The sequence below is a fragment of the Dyadobacter pollutisoli genome, from assembly GCF_026625565.1.
Lineage (GTDB): Bacteria > Bacteroidota > Bacteroidia > Cytophagales > Spirosomataceae > Dyadobacter > Dyadobacter pollutisoli.
This window is the reverse complement of sequence record NZ_CP112998.1, coordinates 1291126-1312478: the sequence shown is the minus strand read 5'-3', so window position 1 is coordinate 1312478 and position 21353 is coordinate 1291126. Positions and strand designations below refer to the sequence as shown.

14 protein-coding genes and 1 pseudogene are annotated in these 21353 nt (G+C 50.4%); 8 read left to right on the top strand and 7 right to left on the bottom strand.

Annotated features, from left to right (window positions below; genetic code table 11):
• Nucleotides 1-68: 68 nt before the first annotated feature.
• The 7 genes and pseudogenes from ON006_RS05510 to ON006_RS05480 all read right to left on the bottom strand — a co-directional run bounded on the left by ON006_RS05510 (nucleotide 69) and on the right by ON006_RS05480 (nucleotide 5083).
• Nucleotides 69-752: a metallophosphoesterase family protein gene (locus ON006_RS05510; protein ID WP_310590183.1), complete on the bottom strand. Its 684-nt coding sequence runs from the start codon at nucleotides 750-752 to the stop codon at nucleotides 69-71.
• Entirely contained in the window at nucleotides 749-1525 is a 777-nt protein-coding gene (locus ON006_RS05505; protein WP_244819479.1) for a metallophosphoesterase family protein, read from the bottom strand. Before ON006_RS05505 ends, ON006_RS05510 begins: the two co-directional genes overlap by 4 nt.
• Nucleotides 1522-2586, bottom strand: a complete 1065-nt coding sequence (locus tag ON006_RS05500; RefSeq protein ID WP_244819480.1) for an ArsO family NAD(P)H-dependent flavin-containing monooxygenase — start codon at nucleotides 2584-2586, stop codon at nucleotides 1522-1524. Before ON006_RS05500 ends, ON006_RS05505 begins: the two co-directional genes overlap by 4 nt.
• A 10-nt stretch (nucleotides 2587-2596) precedes the next feature.
• Nucleotides 2597-3645, bottom strand: a pseudogene (arsB, locus tag ON006_RS05495) (ACR3 family arsenite efflux transporter).
• Complete coding sequence (gene arsN2 / locus ON006_RS05490; protein WP_244819481.1) at nucleotides 3642-4091, bottom strand: arsenic resistance N-acetyltransferase ArsN2; 450 nt, start codon at nucleotides 4089-4091, stop codon at nucleotides 3642-3644. Before arsN2 ends, arsB begins: the two are co-directional and overlap by 4 nt.
• 15 nt (nucleotides 4092-4106) lie before the next feature.
• Nucleotides 4107-4694, bottom strand: a complete 588-nt coding sequence (locus tag ON006_RS05485) for a DUF6428 family protein (RefSeq protein ID WP_244819482.1) — start codon at nucleotides 4692-4694, stop codon at nucleotides 4107-4109.
• Nucleotides 4695-4750: 56 nt separating this feature from the next.
• Nucleotides 4751-5083 carry an ArsR/SmtB family transcription factor gene (locus tag ON006_RS05480; RefSeq protein WP_244819483.1) on the bottom strand — a complete coding sequence of 111 codons (333 nt, stop codon included), beginning with the start codon at nucleotides 5081-5083 and terminating at the stop codon, nucleotides 4751-4753.
• Between the two features lie 347 nt (nucleotides 5084-5430).
• Between ON006_RS05480 and ON006_RS05475 the strand changes: the two genes are divergently transcribed.
• The 8 genes from ON006_RS05475 to ON006_RS05440 all read left to right on the top strand — a co-directional run bounded on the left by ON006_RS05475 (nucleotide 5431) and on the right by ON006_RS05440 (nucleotide 21346).
• Nucleotides 5431-6006: an RNA polymerase sigma factor gene (locus tag ON006_RS05475; RefSeq protein WP_244819484.1), complete on the top strand. Its 576-nt coding sequence runs from the start codon at nucleotides 5431-5433 to the stop codon at nucleotides 6004-6006.
• 117 nt (nucleotides 6007-6123) lie between these two features.
• On the top strand, nucleotides 6124-7206 hold the full coding sequence (locus ON006_RS05470) for a FecR family protein (RefSeq protein WP_244819485.1): 1083 nt from the start codon (nucleotides 6124-6126) through the stop codon (nucleotides 7204-7206).
• A 165-nt stretch (nucleotides 7207-7371) separates the two neighbouring features.
• Nucleotides 7372-10713 (top strand): SusC/RagA family TonB-linked outer membrane protein, encoded by a 3342-nt coding sequence (locus tag ON006_RS05465; RefSeq protein WP_244819486.1) that lies wholly within the window; start codon nucleotides 7372-7374, stop codon nucleotides 10711-10713.
• 12 nt (nucleotides 10714-10725) lie between these two features.
• Nucleotides 10726-12432: a RagB/SusD family nutrient uptake outer membrane protein gene (locus ON006_RS05460; protein ID WP_244819487.1), complete on the top strand. Its 1707-nt coding sequence runs from the start codon at nucleotides 10726-10728 to the stop codon at nucleotides 12430-12432.
• Between the two features lie 30 nt (nucleotides 12433-12462).
• Complete coding sequence (locus tag ON006_RS05455) at nucleotides 12463-14019, top strand: sulfatase family protein (RefSeq protein ID WP_244819488.1); 1557 nt, start codon at nucleotides 12463-12465, stop codon at nucleotides 14017-14019.
• 504 nt (nucleotides 14020-14523) lie between these two features.
• Entirely contained in the window at nucleotides 14524-16947 is a 2424-nt protein-coding gene (locus tag ON006_RS05450) for a TonB dependent receptor (protein WP_267609963.1), read from the top strand.
• A 601-nt stretch (nucleotides 16948-17548) separates the two neighbouring features.
• The gene (locus tag ON006_RS05445) at nucleotides 17549-19144 is read left to right on the top strand and encodes a sensor histidine kinase (RefSeq protein WP_267609962.1); all 1596 of its coding nucleotides are present in this window, start codon (nucleotides 17549-17551) and stop codon (nucleotides 19142-19144) included.
• Between the two features lie 9 nt (nucleotides 19145-19153).
• Entirely contained in the window at nucleotides 19154-21346 is a 2193-nt protein-coding gene (locus ON006_RS05440; RefSeq protein ID WP_244819491.1) for a sensor histidine kinase, read from the top strand.
• Nucleotides 21347-21353 lie beyond the last annotated feature (7 nt).

The window sequence follows — 21353 nt, the reverse complement described above, 5'->3', positions numbered from 1 at the left end:
ATTATTTTCCTTAGGGCTAATATGCTTTTCTAAGACTATCGGCGAAGGCGTTGGGAAGCAGACTGAGCTCAACAGCTTGCGCCGCTTTTTCGAGATCGTATTGAATCCTGACAAACTCCACCTGAACGGAAGCCCGCTGACTGGTCAATCGTTAAAAGCACGTAGCATGCTCGCGCGTCCCCATCCTTGGGTTTGCCCACAGAACCCGTATTGATCAGGTGGTGGAAATGGTCACTGCCGTCTCGACCTGAATTGATGATCCGATGATAAGGCATATGAGAGTGTCCAAAGCAAAGGATATCGGCGTTAAATTCCTTTACCAGTTCCACCATATAATCCTCTGGTAGCTCCTGCAACAGATACTCGTTGATGCTGCGCGGACTACCGTGAACAAGCAGCATGCTCAGCTGCTGATCATTGAGTTGAAATTCTAACCTGAGATGCCTGGGGAGTGTCAACAAATAATCCCTTTCCTTGTTTCCGACCAGTTTATAGGCATATTCGCTACTTTCCTCTTTGCTGCAATTACCTTCAGAAGGATGTATTTTTGAAACTTTCAGGTCGTGGTTTCCTGCAATGGCCGCGATACCATGCTTACGAACCAGGCCGATTACCTGGTTGGGCCACACATTATAGCCCACCAGGTCACCCAGGCAGTAGATAGCTTCGGGCCTTTTTGTTGCCAAGTCTTCCAACACCGCCTCAAAAGCCGGGAGATTGGCATGGATATCTGATAGTAGCGCTATTTTCATTTTCCCAGGCGTAATGATTCTGCATATGCATCCGGAAGGATGCTATCCTCTACGGCCTTGGCCGCTTTTTCAACATCATAGTCAAAGCGTATAAATTCAACGGTAACACTTTCCCTGCTCGAAATGGATGCATTTGCATTAATATGAAGGATTACATAACCGCCCCGGGGATCCCCATCTTTTGGTTTACCTACCGAGCCAATGTTGATCGCATGACGGAAATGATCTGTTCCATCTTGCTGGACTGAGTCCAGAATTCTATGATAAGGTTTGTGCGTATGCCCAAAAAGCATCACATCAGCACTGGCTTGCTCCATGATCCGCAGCATACTTTTCTCGTCGCGATCTTCAAATAAATACTCGTTGATCCGGCGGGGACTACCATGTACTAAAAGCACTGATAACGGCTTGTCGTTGAGTTGGAAGTCCAGACGGATGTGTGCCGGTAGCGTTTTTAGATAAGCCCGCTGCTCGTCATTGATGATTTCATTTGTATAGGCAATTGATACTTTACCATTTTCCTTTTCGTCGTCTGTTTTGTAGGCGCAGCCGCAATCATCGCTGCTTCTTCCAATTCCGAAGTCGTAATTGCCGGCAATGGTTGGGATTCCCCGCTTTCTGATCTGGTCTACAACTTCATTAGGCCAGATGTTATAACCGACCAGATCACCCAAACAATAAATAGCGTCGGTATCTCTGGATTCAACATCTTTGAAAAACGCTTCCAATGCCGGAAGGTTGGCGTGTATATCTGAAAAAAGGGCAATTCTCATAAATCATTATTTAAGTATTCAATAATTTCATTGACAGTCTGACGGGCAGAACGGCCTACGCCTATTAATGTTGCAGATGCAAAACCGGTGAAACTGCCATAACCCACTAGCCAGAGCCCGCTTAACTTCAAGGCCTTCGTTCCTTCACAGTCAACTTTGCCGTCTTGATTTAAGATGCCTAAGCCTTTCAGGTGCCGTGTTGCAAAGCCAAATCCAGTACACCAGATCACCACATCAAATGGCTGGCTGCTGCCATCATGCCAGATGACGCCGCGTTCATAAAACTCCTTGAAGGTATCGCGTGCTTGGAGCACGCCACGGGCGCGTGCTTCCTTCACGGCGGGTACCATGACTATATTGCCTATGTTGTACTGGGCCGCATTAAACTCCCTCCCTTCTTTCATTGCATGGTATTTGGCCGATGCCACATCAAAAAGCACCCTGCCATCCACATCATCAGGTAAGAATTGCGGCTCTTTGGCTGTTGCCCAAACCGTGGTTGCGACCTTGGAAACTTCGGCCAGGACTTGCGCCCCGGAATTACCCCCGCCGACGATTAACACGGATTTATCTTTGAAAGGGAGCGGGTTTTTATACTCGAATGAATGCAGCTGCTGGCCTGTAAACAAGTGCCTTCCTGGAATATCTGGAACAAAAGGGTTTTGAAAAGTGCCGGTGGCTGAGATAATCACCCTGCTCTGATAATTTCCTTGGTCAGACTCTACCGTAAAAATGCCGCCCAGCTTTTTGACACTGATTACCTTGATACCTCGCTGTATTGGGATTTGGTACCTTTCCTGATAGGCGTTCAGATAATCAAGTACATCTTGTTTTGAAGGAAACCCGCTTCCGGATTTAGGCATGATCCAACCCGGCAAGGAGCTTTGCTCAGCAGGTGAAAACAGCGTAAGAGAATCCCAGCCGAGTTGCCAAGCGCCGCCACCCTGGCGTTGGTCGTCCAGGATGATATATTTCAGGTTTGTCCTGCGCAGAAAGTAGCCGCACGACAAGGCGCTTTGCCCGCCACCGATAATAATCAGATCATATAGTCCATCTTTCATAACAGGAGCCTTAAACAGAAAACTTCTTTTGCTGTTTGAGCGCGAAATTGACCATCAGAATCAGTACCGGCACTTCGATTAACGGACCGATTACCGCAGCGAAAGCCGCGCCCGAATCAATCCCGAACACAGCGATGGCAACTGCAATACCTAACTCAAAGTTGTTACCGGCAGCAGTGAAGGCAAGGGAAGTCGACTTGGCATAATCCGCGCCCGCACGTTTTGAAAGGTATAAGGCCGAGAAAAACATGATTGCAAAATAGATCGTCAGCGGTAGCGCAATGCGCAACACGTCAAATGGTATGCTTACAATCAACTGCCCTTTTAAACTAAACATGACCACAATCGTGAACAACAAAGCAATTAAGGTGATTGGGCTGATGGCGGGAAGGAATTTTTTCTCGTACCATGCTTTGCTAAACAGCCTGGTTAATACAATCCGGGAAATGATACCCGCCATAAATGGGATACCCAGATAGATAAAAACGCTTTGCGCAACCTGCCCGATGGTAATGTTAACCACCAGGTGGCCCTGTTCAAACCCTTTCAGTCCAAAGAGAGGCGGCAAAATCGTCACAAACACGTAGGCATATACAGAATAGAACAATACCTGAAAAATGCTGTTGAAAGCCACCAGCCCTGCTGCATACAAGCGGTCTCCATTAGCCAGGTCGTTCCAGACAATGACCATTGCGATGCATCGGGCAATGCCGATCATAATTAGCCCGGTCATGTATTCCGGCTTATCCGGCAAAAAGATTACGGCCAGGCCAAACATCAGCAATGGGCCTATAATCCAGTTTTGAAACAGTGAGAGCGCCAAAATCCTGGTGTTGTTAAACACCTTCGGCAGCTCTGCATAGCGCACTTTCGCAAGGGGCGGGACATCATCAGCACCAGGCCAATGGCTAGCGGCACGTTTGTCTGCCCTGAATTAAACTGATTGATGAAATCGGGTGTACCTGGCAAGAAATAGCCGATCGACACACCGATAAGCATGGCCAAAAAGATCCATAAAGTCAGATAACGGTCTAAAAAAGAAAGCCGTGGGGTGTTCATGCGTTTTGATGCTTTAAATTACGTTTCATGACAACAGCCGAAGATGGGCAAAGGCCGCTAAACTGTCTGGTTTGCTGAATGGCCTCGGGCACATGCTCACGGTTAACTGGCGCGAAACTATACCGGTCAAAGTAATGATCAGCTGTGGTTGTGATCAGATATACCTCTTGCAATTCTTGCTTGTCAGCATCGTTAAGTAGCTGACCGACCAACTGCCCGGCAATACCTTTGGCCTGGTGGGTTGGGCTGACAGCAACTGAGCGCAGCAGCCCGACGGGCCCGAAGAGTTCAAGACCGGCGACGCCAACAAGCACCCCGTCCTGTTTTGCCAAAAGAAAATTGCGCAGGCTACCGGGTAAATCTTCGGTAAGCAGGTCAGCTTCTTTTAATAATCTGACCACCGATTCTTTCTCTTCCGGCCTGGCATTATCGATTTGAATGCTCATAATTCTTTAATTTGATTAACAGCATCCTGATCCAGGTTCGCAGCAAGCAGCCTCAGAAACGGCTAATTCCAGCTCCTCTTTGACCGGGGCAGGCGTGCAGCATGAGCCTTCCGCGGATGTTGTGCCACAGCTTTCGTTGCGGGTGAGCGCCTTGCATTGGGTAAAGTCCGGAACAAGATTAACTGTGAATGTTTCGCTACCGCTAACAAACTCACCCGGATACATCTGGCGCGTATCAAACTTTGAATTTCCGAATTCGATCTTAACAGTTGCATCCGCATCCAAAGGAAGCGTTTTTTCAACCAGGTTGACAATTTTAAGTGCTTTGCCGACCTTCATGGAACGGTCCACCTCCTTCACCGAAGGCTCCCAAAGCTGCACGATAATCTCCGTCCAGTTATTCATTACCCCGCCGCAGTCCACCGAAACAATAGGTGCTTGCTTGATCTCGGTAATGTGGTAAGAACTGTCCACAAACTTGCCTTCTTCATACTGGAATTGCAGATGTAAATCTGGATTTTGTTCTAGGGTGCTTTTGAATTCACCCCACGTCATTGGACCCCGGGTCACCCGATCGCCGGCCACCGTATTTAATTGGTTCATGGTTTCTATTGGTTAAATGTAATATTACGATTGATATATTCAAAAAAATACCCTGCTTAATTACAGCAGGATGTAGCAACGGCAAACGTATCAAGCAAAGAGCCAAAAGTTTTTTGTGCTTCCTCCCATACGACTGGGTTAATGCAATAGCATACCCGTGGTGGGTTAATTTCACCCTGAATGATTCCGATCCGTTTCAGCTCCTTCAAATGTTGGGATACAGTCGCCTGCGCGAGTTCGAGCTCATCGACCAGGTCACCACAAACACATGCTTTCCTTGCAATCAACAGTTGAAGAATCGCAACCCTGGCCGGATGTGAGAACGCTTTGGCCAGATCCGCAATCCGGTTCTGCTGCTCGGTGAATATTTCGGTTTTGGTTACTCCCATGCTGCAAATATAAGTCCCATTTTTTCAATTGCAATATTACGATAAGAATTTTTTGTCCGACAAAATCTATCGTATCTTTACGATTTAGCTAAACAACAACCTACTACAATACGATATGAAACTAATCAATTTGTTAATTATGACCATTTTGACCACCGCTGCTGCGCTACAATGGGGAAAATGCGCGAACCTACTCTGCCATACACCGTTTTGATGAGGAGTCCACAAAAGTGCTATTGTGTTTCTGTGGATTGCCATAAAAAAAGCTAAGCAAAACGGTATTCCTCACCGAAAAAGAACAATTTTTGCTATTTTCGTGCAATATCCCAGTAACAAATCGACGCGTTTTGGAGGACAACAGCAAGCTTTGGCAAGATTTCGTGGTGGGTGACCAATCCGCCTTGGAGCAAATTTATAACAGTCATTTCGACGCTCTGGCCAGCTATGGGCTTAGGATCGTTGCCGATGCCGGGCTTGTGGAGGATGCCATCCAGGACGTTTTCCTGAACCTCTGGCGCAGAAGACGATACCTGGGCAAGGTAGAGAATGTCCGGTTTTACCTCTGTAAGGCACTGCGCAACCAGCTCAACCGAAACAATCGCTACGAGCCCTTTCACACAACCGACGACATCGACGGTTTTCTGGATTACCTGTCTACCGTTTCTTGTGAGCAGGAGTCGATCGGCGTGGAAACGCGGCAGGCCCTTATACAAACCATTCAGATCGCGTTGGCTGAGCTCAGTAACCGGCAGCGCGAAGTAGTGCACTTGCGCTTTTACCAGGGCCTGAGCCTCGACCAAGCCGCTCTGGTTATGAATGTACAAAAACAAGTGGTAAAAAATCTGCTCACCCAATCCTACGCCAGGCTTCGGGCCTCCCTTCGCACCTTGGTTTCCGTGCTGGTAATGCTGTTGTTCCAATAACCGGACGAAGCCTGCACTTTCCCCGGCTAAATTTTTCAAAAAAAAGTTTTTCAAACCGATTACCATTTACAGAATCGTGTATCTGTATAGATATAGCCTCAATAGCGGTTTAGGAAGATGAAATATAAAAATTACCAGAGTGAAGATTTTCTCAGCGACGACGGTTTTGTACAATGGGTACTGACTGGCACAAAAAATGTTTTCTGGGAAAATTTTGCGGTGCAATATCCCGACCGTGCAAGCGAGCTGGCGCAGGCAAAAAAACTGGTACTGGCACTCGCAGAGGGCGAGCGGCAGGATCTGAGTGCATTGAGGCCCAGGCTGGTTTGGTCACGGATCAGGTCTGAGATAAATCACCAGAGTGAAATGCAAGAAGCCGCAACGCGTCCGATGTACAAAAGCTGGCCGTTTTTTGCCGCTGCCTCCGTAATTCTTATTTTGGGCATTGGATGGACATTACTCCAACTGCCGGAATCCAATAAGGTTAGCTATCAAGACCTTACAACGATGATCAAGGAAGAGACCGTCCTGATCGAAAAAAATAACCCGAACCAGCATCCCATAAATGTTATCCTGGAAGACGGCTCAATGATTAGACTCTCGCAAGGCGCAAGGCTTTCCTACCCGAGGCACTTTGATAAAAACGAGAGGAAGGTCGTCTTGACGGGGGAAGCCTTCTTCGAAGTCGCCAAAGACCCTGCCAGACCATTTTACATCTATTCCAACGAGGTTATAACCAAGGTTTTAGGCACCAGTTTTACGATTAACTCGGCCGATGACAGTCAACAGGTGGTTGTCCGTGTACGTACCGGACGGGTGTCGGTATATAGCCGGGAAAAGAAAACGCTCGCCGCGCCAGAAACTGCCGGCGTTGTGTTGCTCCCCAACCAGCAGGCCATTTATTATCGGGAAAATCAGCTGCTGAGCCGCAAACTGGTTGAAAATCCAGTGCCTGTGGCGAGCACGCAGGCTACTGCGCAATATGACGACGCACCTGTCGCGAATGTTTTCCGGGATATCGAAAATAAGTACGGTGTCCACTTGATCTACAGCAAAGAGATCTTAAAAAACTGCTTTATCACGACGACAATCGGCAATGAACCGCTTTACGATACCATGGACCTGGTTTGCCGCATTATCGGTGCCAGCTACAAAGAAGTAGATGCGCAACTGGTTATCGATTCGAAAGGCTGTCAATAAATTCAAACCCTGAACCTAACCAACAAGCACATGGACAGATAACGAAACAACTCCCACATCATAGAAAGGGAGCAAGGTTGCCACCTTGCTCCCGGATTGGCCGCTTGCAGTGCGAATGCAAGCACAGGCCTTGTGTTTTGCTCTAAAACAAAAACATTCAAAGTTATGCCAGAATCATCTATCAAAAAAATGATTTTCAAGGTCATGAAAATCTCATTGATACAGTTACTTACGATCATTATCCTGACGGGCATCGGTTATGCCCACAATGGCGTCGCACAAGATCTTTTAAGGAAACGTATAAACATCAGCGTTACAAACGGAAGTTTTAAAGATGTGCTGCGCACTATCGAATCTCAGGCAGACATTACCTTCTCCTACCAGCGGGAAGTGATTCCTGAGGAGCGACTAACGATTATTTGCGAAAATCTCCCGCTCGATGCCGTCTTTTCACAGCTGCTCGCACCGCGACAAATTGGTTACGAAGTACTTAAAAACAGAAAGATACTGTTGACCAGGCTCAAACCGACCGGTATAGAAGCAGTCCCGGATCAGGGGAGACAACCCGAAAAAATAAGTGAACGGACGCTTTCAGGACGGGTAACCGATGAAACCGGTGCAGGCCTCCCCGGCGTGAATATCGTAATGAAAGGCACTGTCACTGGCACGTCCTCTGATATCTCGGGCCATTACCTGCTTTCACTTCCTGACGGGCTTACAGGCGACACCATTGTATTTTCCTCTATTGGTTATGTCAATCAGGAAATACGCGTTGGTAACCAGTCGCAGATTAATGTGACGATGCTGGGCGACACCAAAGCGCTGACGGAAGTAGTCGTTGTGGGATACGGAACACAGAAAAAAAGTGACCTTACCGGTTCGGTGGTACGTGCGGACATCCAGGCATTCAGGGAGTCGCCGAATGTGAACCTGGCCCAGTCCCTGCAAGGCTCCGTGCCGGGATTGAATGTGGGGCAGGTTACCGCGGCGGGGGCAAATCCGACGATCTCGATTCGTGGAAGAACGACGATCAATGGGAACCAGAATGTGCTGCTAGTCGTGGACGGGATCATTTTTACCGGCAGCATGAGCGACCTCAACCCGGCCGACATCGAATCGGTGGACGTGCTCAAAGATCCGAGCAGCATGGCTATCTATGGTGCCCAGGCAGCCAACGGCGTAATCCTGATCACCACCAAGGGCGGACAAAAAACCACCAAACCGGTATTCAGTTATACCGGCAGCTATACCACGCAATCGCCTGTGAATTCGCTGCATTTGTTTGACAGGGAGGGCTATATTAAAAAAGTGATGGACCAGGACTGGAAAAATGCCTACCTGGCACCGGATTTCACCACCCCAAACCCGGATTACAATATTGAGAACTATATTGCCGACCCGCCGGTCCGGGAAGGTCTCAATAATGGCACCAATTTCGACTGGTGGGACAAAACGACCAATCCCGGCTTCATTACCGCCCACAATCTGAGCGTGCAGGGCACATCCAAAGACCTTTCCTATTTCTTGTCGGGCGGGTATACCAACCAGAAAGGCTTTGTCATGAACGACAAGTTTAAGCGGATCACGACGCGGATCAATGTCGAAAACAAAATTTCGAAATGGTTTAAAGTGGGTGTGCAGAGCTCGGGTTCGTTTTCGGACTATTCCGGGGTGGCCCCGGCGTTAGGTGGGATCCGGCTCATGGCGCCGCTGGTGACGCCCAGGGACGAGCATGGCGAATTCATTCTCAACCCCATTGGTACCAATGTCGCCAACCCATTCCTGGTCGCCGATGCCGATGATCTCGACAAGCGTAACAGCCTTTTCGGCAACCTCTACGCGGGCATCGATGTCCCATTTGTGCCGGGGCTTACCTACCGGCTCAATTACGGTCACAATTACTCCTGGGACCAGCATTACAGCAGCAATCCTTACCTGAACGGCGCTTCGGGAACCGCATACAAGATCAATTCGACCTCCTACGACTGGACATTAGATCATATTGTCAATTACAAAACCACTTTCAACAAAATCCATAGCCTGGATATAACACTCGTGGCGGGGCGGCGGGAGCGCAATTTTGAAGAATCCAACGCGACAGGTTACAATTACAACAGCCTCCGGCTTAGCTATAACGACCTGAGCCTGGCGACTGTCCAGAATATTTCTTCTTCGGCCTGGAATGAAAGCTTCCTCTACCAGATGGCCAGGGTTAACTATGAGCTCAAATACCGTTATTTGCTCACCGCCACGATTCGGCGCGACGGATTTTCAGGTTTTGCGGAGAATAAGAAGACAGCCCTTTTCCCCTCCATAGGCTTTGGCTGGGTGATTAGTGAGGAGGAATTCCTCAAACCACTGGATATCAGCATGCTGAAACTACGGGGTTCCTATGCCCGGAACGGGAACCTGGTGGACCGCTATTCTTCGCTGGCGCGGATGAATATCTATCCGGCCTATGTTTTCGGTGAGGGCGCTCCTACCGAATTCGGTCAGCAGGTAGCCACCCTTGCCAACCCAAATTTGTCCTGGGAGACGACAACCGGTTTCAATTTTGGATTGGATTTCGCCGTTCTGAAAAACAGGCTCGCGGGTAGTCTCGATTGCTATCTTACCACCACCAGCGATCTGATCTTCGATGTTAACATCCCCGAAGTGACGGGTTTCAGCCAGATCACCTCCAACATAGGCAACATTGCCAACCGGGGGATCGAGCTCATGCTGAATGGCAAAGCGATAGCCGGACAAAACCTGAAATGGAATGTCAGCTTCAACCTGGCCGCTAACCGCAACCGGATCGTGAAGCTGCTCGGGCAGGACAATAATGGGGATGGCGTTGAGGACGACCTTGTGGCTAGCGGGCTATTCATCGGTCAGCCCATCGGGGCGATCTACGATTACGAATCGGGTGGGATTATTCAGCTCAGCGAAGAACCTCCCAAGGGCTTTTTTGTAGGCACTCACCGAATTATCGATCAAAACAATGACGGTTTTATAGACGCCAACGACCGGGTGATCCGCGGGCGTACAGAGCCCGCATTCAATTTTGGTTTGTTGAATGAATTCCAGTACAAAGACTTTACGTTCCGCTTTTTCCTCAATTCCATTCAGGGTGGACCCAATAGCTACCTGGGCCTGAATATGCCCACCGCGATGGGAATCGGGGATAATGCCCGGCGCCACAATTTCTGGCGGGAACTCGATTACTGGACTCCGGCCAACCCCAACGCCCGCTACCGCAGCCTCGATCAGGGTGCAGCGACTGAATACAATTATTACGGCAACAGGAGTTTTGTCCGTCTTCAGGACGTTACAATCTCTTATTCACTGGGAGCCTCTATGATCCAAAAACTCGGATTACAGGGTTTGAAACTGTTTGTCAGCGGCAAAAACCTGGCTACATGGACCAAATGGCAGGGTTGGGACCCGGAATCAGGGGCCGGGTTATCATCAACCGGCATGCCGGTGATGAAAGGTTTTTCAGTAGGTCTGGATGTTCGCTTTTAAATTTAAAACAGTATGAGATACTTTGCTTCAATCAATAAATGGGTCCTGCTGATCACCATACTGACAGCGGGTTGTAACGAAAAGGAAATTCTGCGCGAGGTTCCCAAAGATTTTGCCAGCCCGGAAAATTCGTTTATCACAGAAAGCGATTTCAATTCCGCCATCATCGCGTTATACGACCTGACGCGCGGCACATTATCGGAGGGTGAGCACCGGCCGCTTGACCACATTTACGGCACAGACCTGGGCTATAATGCAGCCCAGCAGCTCAATGAACGTTTTGGCAGCTACCCAGCTACGCTGACGACCACCTCAGTGCAGGCCCTGTTTCACTGGCAACAGTATTACAAGATCATTTCCAGCGCCAACATTATCCTCAACAGGTTAGGAAATACCAGTTTCACCGACGATCAAAAAAAGGCAATTGAAGCCGAAACGAGGGTTTTCCGCGGACTCGCCTACCGGAACCTTGCCCACCTCTACGGCGGCGTCCCGATCGAGCTCAACGAGGTCAGCTCACCCAAAACCGACTATACCCGCGCTTCCCGGCAGCAGGTTTACCAGCAGGCGGCCGACGACCTTGCATTTGCGGCTTCGTTGCTGCCGGACGTGGAACAGGTAAAAGACGGGAAAGTATCCGCATCAGCGGCAAATCACCTGCTGTCCGAAACCTATTTGTCCCTCGGGCGCTTCCAGGATGCAGTTGATGCAGCCTCAAAAGTGATTGCCAATACAAACAACAAATTGATGACCCAGCGGTTCGGATCGCTTTCAAAGCAGCCGGGCGATGTGTATTGGGACTTGTTTCGCCGGTTTAACCAAAACCGGAGCGCCGGAAACAGTGAAGGTATCTGGGTGTTTCAATACGAAGTCGATGTATTGGGTGGCGTGGTGCGTTCGGCTTCCCTTGCCGGACCGATGCTGGAACGTGATCATTCTCCAAGGCCTTACTCTTTTCCCTACAAGGATCCCTCCGGCATAAGTCCATTTTTATCACTGGGTGTTTCTGATTACACAGGTGGTCGTGGGATCGGTCGCTTTCGGGGGACGAACCATTTTACATATGGCATCTGGAAATATGACTGGAATGATATACGCAATTCGGAATATAATTTTGTGCGCGACGTCAAGTTCAACAATCCGGCCTCGGCCTGGTATGGGCAAAAGCTCTCCGACCATTTAAGTGTTTTCAGAAAGACCCTAGATGATACGATCCGGAATTTCTATCCGTATCAGTCCAAGGTTACCACTCCTGGGCAGCATCCTGCAGAGCTGTTTGTGGACCCGGTTTTAAAAACGTTGAATGCTTCCGGCGCGGGCACGACTTACTCGGACCAATACTTTATCAGGCTGGCTGAAACATACCTGCTGCGTGCCGAAGCGCATTTGGGCTTAGGTGATCAAATGGCCGCCGCCGCCGATATCAATGTGGTCCGCGCGCGCGCTCATGCCAAACTGGTAACGCCTGCGGAAGTGACAATCGATTTTATTCTGGATGAAAGAATGCGGGAACTTGGCGTTGAAGAAAAAAGAAGGCTCACGCTGAACCGTCTGGGTTTGCTTTACGCAAGAACGGCGAAATACTGCAACGGTCATCCTACCGCCGCCCACTTTGGCGTGGACGTTGAACCGCACAACAACCTGTTCCCGATTCCATACAGTGAAATCGAGCGGAACACCAACGCGGTGATCGAGCAAAATCCAGGCTATGCCAAATAACCATTAAAATACAACGCCCAATAAAGTTTTATGCAAAAGAACCTTATCAGCTTATCGGCCTTGTTTGTTCTGTCCGTGTTCTTGTTTGCCGCCAAAACCGGCAAACAACCCGTCATGGCCCACCCGGACAAATCGTCTACCGCCAAACGCCCGAACATCCTGTTCGTCATTTCCGACGATCAATCCTATCCCCATGCCTCGACGTATGGTTACCAAGGCGTCAGCACGCCCGCATTTGATCGCGTTGCCCGCGAAGGTGTTCTTTTCACCAATGCATTCTCCGCCTCGCCAGGGTGCAGCCCCTCCCGGGCCGCCATTCTGACAGGGAAGAACTGCTGGCAACTGGAACATGCCGGCACGCATGCCAGCTCATTTTCGCAGCAATTCAAAACCTATCCCGACCTGCTTGAAGCATCAGGTTACTTTATCGGGCATACCGGAAAGGGCTGGGGGCCTGGTAATTTCAAAATTTCGGGTCGCAACAGAAATCCCGCGGGCCCGGCATTCAGTAAGCTGACCATGGAAGCGCCCAAAGGGATCAGCAACAACGACTATGCTGGCAATTTCAAAAACTTTCTTTCCTCCAAACCCCAGGACAAACCTTTTTGCTTTTGGTTCGGAGCCCAGGAGCCGCACAGGCGCTATCCTACCGGCATCGGCAAGCGAAGCGGGATGGATATATCAAAGGTGAGAGTACCCGGATTTCTGCCGGAAAGCGACGAAGTCAAGTCCGATATCATGGACTATCTGTACGAAATCCAATGGTTTGACAACCATCTCGCACGCATCATACATACGCTGGAAGAAACGGGCGAACTGGACAATACCATCATTGTCGTCACTTCCGACAATGGCATGCCTTTCCCGCGGGCCAAAGCCAATGTCTATGAGTATGGTATCCATCTGCCGCTGGCCATCCGTTGGGCAAGCAAGGCAAAAGGCAATCGGAAGATCGACGACCCTGTGAGCCTGACGGACCTTGCGCCAACCTTTCTGGAAGCGGCCGGTGTTCCCTTCGACGCCAAAACAATAGCCGGGAAAAGCCTGATGAACATTCTCACCGGCGAAGGTCAGGGGGAAGTAGACAAAAGCCGCGAGGCGGTCTATGCATCTCGGGAGCGGCATTCTTCTTCACGCTGGAAAAATCTGGGATATCCGCAGCGCTGCATCCGCACCAGGCAATATCTGTACATCTGGAACGTTTACCCTGACCGCTGGCCTGCCGGCGATCCGCAGGAAATCAAAGAAGGCGGTAAACTCGCCGGTCTGGACAGCGCCTATTTCGACATCGATGATTTTAATGAATCCTACGTTTTTTCCAACCGTAAGAGGCCAGACGTGGCTCCATTTTTCCATATGGCGGTCGACAAACGCCCCGGCCAGGAACTGTACGACATCATCAAAGACCCGGCCTGTCTGCACAATTTGGCCGCCCAGTCGAATATGAAAAATATTGTAGCGGCCCTAGACAAAAAATTAAAATCCTACCTGACCACAACAGGCGATCCCCGAATGGGAAAGAATGGTGATATTTTTGAAACCTACGAGAGGTTCAGTCCACTCAGGTCATTTCCGCCACCTCGCTAGTTTCAATAAGATTTATGGTGTAGGTATCACTGAATTGTTTCGTTCGCCACCCTGAGCATCTAGCGCTGTCAGTACTTCAATTGACTCCCGAACAAATGGAAATCTATGCTACCGAAGTTAGGTGAATCAGTCAAAAAAGGGTTCTTTTCTTTACGGTATGCTTGCTTGGCAGAATGTGCGTTTGTTAACCAGTTTTTGGGCAAAAAACCCATTAAATCAACCAAAGTAAGTTATCCAACACAGCTCTTCAGGTTGTTTTACCATTCAAAGTATCTCGATGGAACATTTCGTGCGAATGTAGGCCACTCCCCTATCAAATGACTGAGGGCCCTTCAAACGGCAAAAAGTGTCTGCAAGTACTACATCTAAGGTAGCCTGTCCGGAATCCAAAGCTTTTTGACCGAAAATCAAATGACTGGGAGTCAGGGATAAACGAAGTTTGTACAACATACAAACTAATCGTGAATCGCTATGAAGTCATTGTACCTCCCCATTATCATGTGTATGGCACTATTGGCCATAGAAGCCTCCGGACAGTCTGTTGTAGGCACGGTTCAGGACAGCAAGGGAAGTCCCGTACCCTATGCTACCGTTTTTCTGCTCAACGGGACTGACTCATCGCTGGTCAAAGGAGCGATAGCCACCGAATCAGGACACTTTGTAATTGAAAATACCCGTGAGGGTACCTTTCGAGTGGCAGTTTCGGCAGTAGGTTTCGAAAAACGGTACTCTACGCCGATCACCCTGGCCACCGGGGCCCGTCATCAGTTACCCTCCCTGGTACTCACGCCCGAAGCCCACCAACTGACCGAAGTAAATGTATTGGCCAAAAAGCCACTGTTCGAGCAGCAAATGGACAAGCTTGTGGTGAATGTGGAAAATATGCTGACCGCCGCCGGGGGCTCGGCCCTCGATGTACTGGAACGTTCGCCGGGTGTAACGGTCAATCGCCAGAACGGTGGTCTTTCACTGAACGGCAAAAATGGCGTGCTTGTGATGATCGACGGCCGACTGAACCGCCTGCCCATGGAGGCCGTGGTGCAGATGCTAAGCGGCATGAACGCCTCGAACATTGACAAAGTGGAATTGATTACGAACCCACCCGCCCAGTACGATGCGGAGGGAGATGCCGGTTTGATCAACATTGTGCTGAAAAAAAATATCAACGAAGGCACCAACGGAAGCTACACGCTGTCGGCGGGCTTGGGACGGTTCGAACGCCTGAACGGCTCGCTTTTGTTAAACTACCGGAAGAAAAACCTGAATCTGTTCGGGGATTACTCCGTGCTGCACAGCCGGACGTGGATGGAATTTATCGGTGACATGCGCATCAGCAACGAAGGGATCGTGAGTTTATGGGACTTCAATAGCCAAAACTACCACCGCAGACAAACCCACAACGCCCGCCTGGGCTTTGACTATAGCCTAAGCCCCAATACGGTGATTGGTGGGCAGTTTGCGGGTTTTTTCAACGGTTTTTACGAAGACGCGACTCGCGTGACGAACATTCGCCAAAATGGTCCGCTGATGGAACAAAGTATTTTGACTGACGATGGAAAGAATATCTGGTACCACCAGATGGTCAATGCAAACGTGCGGCATACCTTTGCCGGGAAGCAGCAACTCAGCCTGGATGTGGACTACCTGATCTACAACAACCAGAACCCGCACGATTATACCAATCTTTCGGCCTTTCCCCAGCTAGGTACCAGCCAGACTGATCTGACCAACATTACCAAAGAATCGCCCATCCGGATCTGGGTTCTGAAAGCCGATTACAGCCAGGCGCTGGGAAAGCAGCACCGCCTCGATTTTGGGGCTAAGTCGACCCGGATGCAGCTGAGCAACGACTTGACCGTCAGCAAAAATCGCGACGGGATATGGCGACGCGACGCGGGCCTCAGCCAATTGTATGACCTGGATGAGGTTGTTGACGCGCTGTATGCGAACGGGCAGTTTCAGCTCCCTAAAGGTCAGAAATTACAGGCCGGCCTGCGCTACGAATACACCCGTACTGATTTGGGTGAGCCCGGCGAGCCACCGGTGGTTCGTCGTCGCTACGGAAGCTTTTTCCCAAGTATTTTCTGGACGAAGGACTTAAACAAAACCAGCAGTCTGCGACTGGCATACAGCCGCCGGATCGCCCGGCCTCAGTATTCCCTTCTGGCTCCGTGGGTGATTTTTACCAGCCCCTATACATTTGTGACGGGCAACCCGAACCTTCTGCCCACCTTTACGGATGCCGTGGAGGCCACCTATCGGTTTAAGAGCAGCTACCTGTTCACGGTCCGGTACACCCACGACCGCAACGCCCTGGACCGCTTCCGGATCCGGGTGGACTCCACCTCCGGTACGTCCGTGGGAAGGCCAGAGAATATTAATTCGATCAACGGGCTGACGACGACCTTCTCGTTCCCGGTGCGCCTCACCAACTGGTGGCATATGCAAACCAACCTGACCGGGTACGGACAGGCGATCGAAACCTTGGCGGAGGGCAAACCCGTATCGCTACGGATCTTTGCCGGCAATGGGCTCAACGCCAGCACGTTTACCCTGAGCAAGACCTGGACCGCGGAACTCGCCCTTTTTTATACCACTCCCTCGTTCATGGGTATTGCCAGAGTAAAAGCCATGGGGAGTGTCAATGCCGGGTTGAAGAAAAAATTTAAGAGTGGCGGAAATCTGCTGGTAAACGTAACGGATCTGTTCTGGACGAACCGCCTGCGGGTCATTACCGACAACCCCGCGGTGAGGCAGGTGAGTAGTTGGGGGCTTAACTTTGAACCACGGGTGGTGCAATTTACCTACACCAACACTTTTAGCAAGAAGACTGTCAACGCTGCCAATCGCCGGGCCACGGGTTCCGAGGAAGAGCGGAGCCGGGGGGGGCGTATCCAATTAGGTAGCGGAAAATCTTTATTAATTTAAATTTAATGTAAAGAAAATGAATAAATTAGCTGATTGCCCACAAAAAAAATCAGCGTAACTCCTTTCGGAGGTCATTGGGTCTGAGTCCAGGTGCCGTACACTACCTAAAGCACCTGAAGGTATGGTTTCTCCGCAAGGTAAAGAAGGGTACTGCCGGCATATCCGGCAGTACTTATAGCCCAATTACCGAAGCTACCGCTTCTGTATAGCCACTAGGTTACTAGTGAGAATTTATAAAAAATCATACCCTGAACCAAAGACCCGATGAACCCTGACTGGTTTGAATTTAATGTATCCGCTGTTGCGTTGATGGCCGAACTTTCCCTTGCCCTCGCAATTCTGAGCTACCTACTCAGCTTACCCAATAAGAATCTGGAAGCCAAACTCTTTTTAGGGTACTTCTTTTCAGTGTGTCTATTTTTTGCCAATGATGTTTTATACAACATTGTAATACATCCCCCCCTTTCACAGAGTTCTAGCAGGGGTGGGTAACTTCATTCTGTCCTTTGCAAATTTATTTTTTGTGTGGTTTGCCTACCAATGCGGAGGGAATTCTTTTAAAAAGGAGTCCAATTGGGTATTGTTAGTTTTGGGTCTAACAATGGCATTGACCCTTTTGCTACAAGGTATCGGCACTCGAAATATCATTCAAGCTCTGGCCTTTTTGACGAGTGAAGCTTGGGTAGTAGGGGTTTATACCAGAAAGGCCCGCCGAGCTAAACTTGAATCGGGCCGGTCTACTGACCCCACCAAAATGCTGAGAGGCTTTCAAAAGTGGGCGTTCCTCAATTTTTCAATTTGGGCAATTGTCATTTATAATCCCGTGGCCAGCCTTATGGGATATCCTCCATTTACACTTTGGTACTATGTGGTACACTCATTGAATCTTATTCAAATCACGTATGCGGCCATTGTCTTTCTGAACTATACCCCGCAGCGCACCTCGTTTCAGGCCAAAGTTGTGGGCCTGGTGCTGTGTCCCCTGCTCATCATTTTAGGACTTACACCTATTCTGCTGCATCAACTGATTGTGGACTTACCGAACTTCAACCTGGTGAACCACCAGATGGTGGTAGCATTTTTGATCCTGATTCCACTCACCGCGCTGGCTGTTATCGTGGGACTGCCGCTTTTTCTACGGTCCAATCTATTGAGTCCCCTCCACCAGATCCTGGACGGGGTGCGCCAGGTCGACGTGGGGAATCTGACGGTGCAGGTACCCGTGACGGTCAACGACGAGGTGGGAACGCTGGCCCGGCAGTTCAACCGCATGACAGACTCCCTGCACCGCTACAGCCACCAGATGGAAGCCCTGGTGACCGAACGAACCAACCAACTTCAACTCGCTCTCGATACACTCAAAACCACCCAGACCCAGCTCATTCAGAAAGAGAAAATGGCTTCCCTGGGGGAGCTGACGGCTGGCATCGCCCACGAGATCCAGAACCCGCTTAACTTCGTCAACAACTTCGCCGAGGTCTCCGCCGAACTGGCCGAAGAGCTGGCCGAGACCGTCGGCGCGGGCGACATCCCCGTGGCCACGGCCCTGTCCAACGACCTGCGTGAGAACATGGGCTACATCGCCGAGAACGGACAGCGGGCGTCGGCCATCGTCCGTTCCATGCTCGGGCACTCCCGCAGCAGATCCGACGAGCGCCGGCCCTCCGACCTCAACGACCTGGCCGACGAGTACCTGCGGCTGGCCTACCATGGCATGCGGCGGTCGGAAGGCCGCCCCCCCGGCGATCCAGCCCAGAAACCCGACTTTCAGGTAGAGCTCATTACTGATTTCGATCCGGACCTGCCCGCAGTGGAGGTAGCTCCGCAGGAAATCGGGCGGGTGCTGCTGAATCTGTACAACAATGCCTTCTATGCCGTACGGGAGAAGCAAGGCCAGCAGCTGGTCAATGCCGGATTACCAGAAGAAGCCCCTTACCAAGCGACGGTGTGGGTGAGTACCCGGCAAGTTCAGGGTCAGGTAGAGTTATCTGTGAAAGACAACGGCAGCGGAATTCGCGATGCTATCCGCGACAAAGTCTTCCAGCCCTTCTTTACTACCAAGCCTACAGGAGAAGGGACGGGTCTGGGGCTGAGCCTGAGCTATGACATTGTCACCAAGGGCCACGGGGGCGAGATGAAGATCGAGAGCTGTGAAGGAGCAAATACGGAATTTATGGTTTGTCTGCCACTTTCATAAGGCTTCACCATGAAACAACTCCTGCCCTTTATACTGGTTTGCCTTACTATATATGGCGCACGGGCGCAATCCGACAGTGCGCCGATTTTTCGAATCGACAGCCTCCCGCCACAAGGGCTTCTGCTCGACAAAGGCTGGCGATGGCACGCCGGCGATAATCCCGAATTTGCCAAACCTGATTTTGACGATTCTGGCTGGGAAAGTATTAATCCTGCGCGGGATATCACGGAACTTCCCCAGGTACGCCGGGCCGGCATCGGCTGGCTCCGGTTGCATATTCAGGTAGACAGCGCCATATTTACCCAACAAGCCCTGGGCATGAGAGTCATGCAGTCCGGTGCCTCGGAGCTCTTCATAAATGGTCATCTCCGGCAACAATTGGGCATGGTATCACCCCATGCCGGGGAGGCCAAATTCGTTTTTAAATACAAAAACCTGATTGGCTTACCCGCAGCTGCAAACTCAGCGTATGTGCTGGCCGTTCGGTTTGCCGTTCAACCACATTTGCCCTATAACAGGTTTGCGCAAAACTCAAATTTCTTGTATTTGGTCGGAATAAATGATATGGAACGATTTTCAATAAACCGCTCCAATCATAACCTTTTTGTATCCTTTGTCTTTACCAGTATAGGTATATTTTTCATCCTGTCGCTGCTGCATTTCTTCTTTTTCCTGTTTTACCCGTCCCAACGCGCCAATCTATATTTTGCTGTTTCAGTACTGATTTATTGTTTTTACTGGATGATTTTGGGGCTGTTCCAAGTAAACCAACTTACCAATCTGCGGCTGTTGATGTATCTGGGTTGGCTGCGGGGGGCGCTTTGCCCGTTTATCTACATTTTCCTGGTAAAGGCCCTGTATGCGACTTTCGACCTACCGAAGTCATCCTATTTTCGCGCCTCGCTGGTTGCCTGTGGCCTGTTGATGGTTATCTATTTAACTAACTATCAAACCGGTGTTCCCTGGATTGAGATTGGATCCGCCGTCGTAATGCTGGCCGAGGCTCTCCGCCTGACCATTTCGGCTGTCAGTCGCAAACGAAGGGGTTCCACCATCGTTCTAGCCGGACTGGGGATGGCCTTGTTGGGAATGGTCGGTCGGATCGTGAACGATTACACGACCTGGTTACCACTAAACCGGGCCTTTATTTTGCCATACGATCTTCTTCGCAGTTGGCCGATACCTATTTTCCTGTCCATTTACCTGGCCTGGGAGTTTGCCTTTACCAGTAAAAGCCTGTCGATTCAGTTGGCTACTGTAAAGAAACTATCGGCCCAAACGCTGGCACACGAACAGGAGAAACAACTCATTCTGGCTCAACAAAACGAAACCCTTGAAAAAAAGGTAACCGATCGTACCGCCCAACTACAACAATCTCTCAATACGCTCAAAGCTACCCAAAGTCAACTCATCCAGAAAGAAAAAATGGCCAGCCTGGGCGAGCTCACGGCCGGTATCGCCCACGAGATCCAGAACCCGCTCAACTTCGTCAACAACTTCGCCGAGGTATCCGCCGAGCTGGCCGAGGAGCTGCAAGAGAGCGCCAAAAGCCAAAATATGGAGGCCGTCATAGACCTGTCCAGCTACCTACGTGATAACATGGGCTACATCGCCGAGAACGGACAACGCGCGTCGGCCATCGTCCGCTCCATGCTCGAGCACAGTCGTAGCAGCTCCGACGAGCGAAGGCCCACCGACCTCAACGCCCTGGCCGACGAGTACCTGCGGCTGGCCTACAACGGCATGCGGCGGTCGGAAGGCTGCACCCCCGGTGATCCGGCCCGGGACCCCGACTTCCAGGTGCAGCTCATTACGGACTTCGAGAATACGCTACCCCCGGTGGAGGTGGCTCCGCAGGAAATCGGGCGGGTGTTGCTGAATCTGTGCAACAATGCCTTCTACGCCGTGCGGGAAAAGCAGTACAAACAGGTAGCAGTGGCCGGAGTAGCCGACGAAGGGACCTACCAGCCGACGGTGTGGATCAGTACCCGCCGGGTTCAGAGTCAGGTAGAGTTATCTGTGAAAGACAACGGCAGTGGCATTCCCGAGGGCATCCGCGACAAAATCTTCCAGCCTTTCTTTACCACCAAACCCACCGGGCAGGGCACCGGCCTGGGGCTAAGCCTGAGCTACGAGATCATCACCAAGGGCCATGGGGGGAGATGCAGTTGGAAACAGAACCTGGTTGCTTTACTGAACTGATCATTAG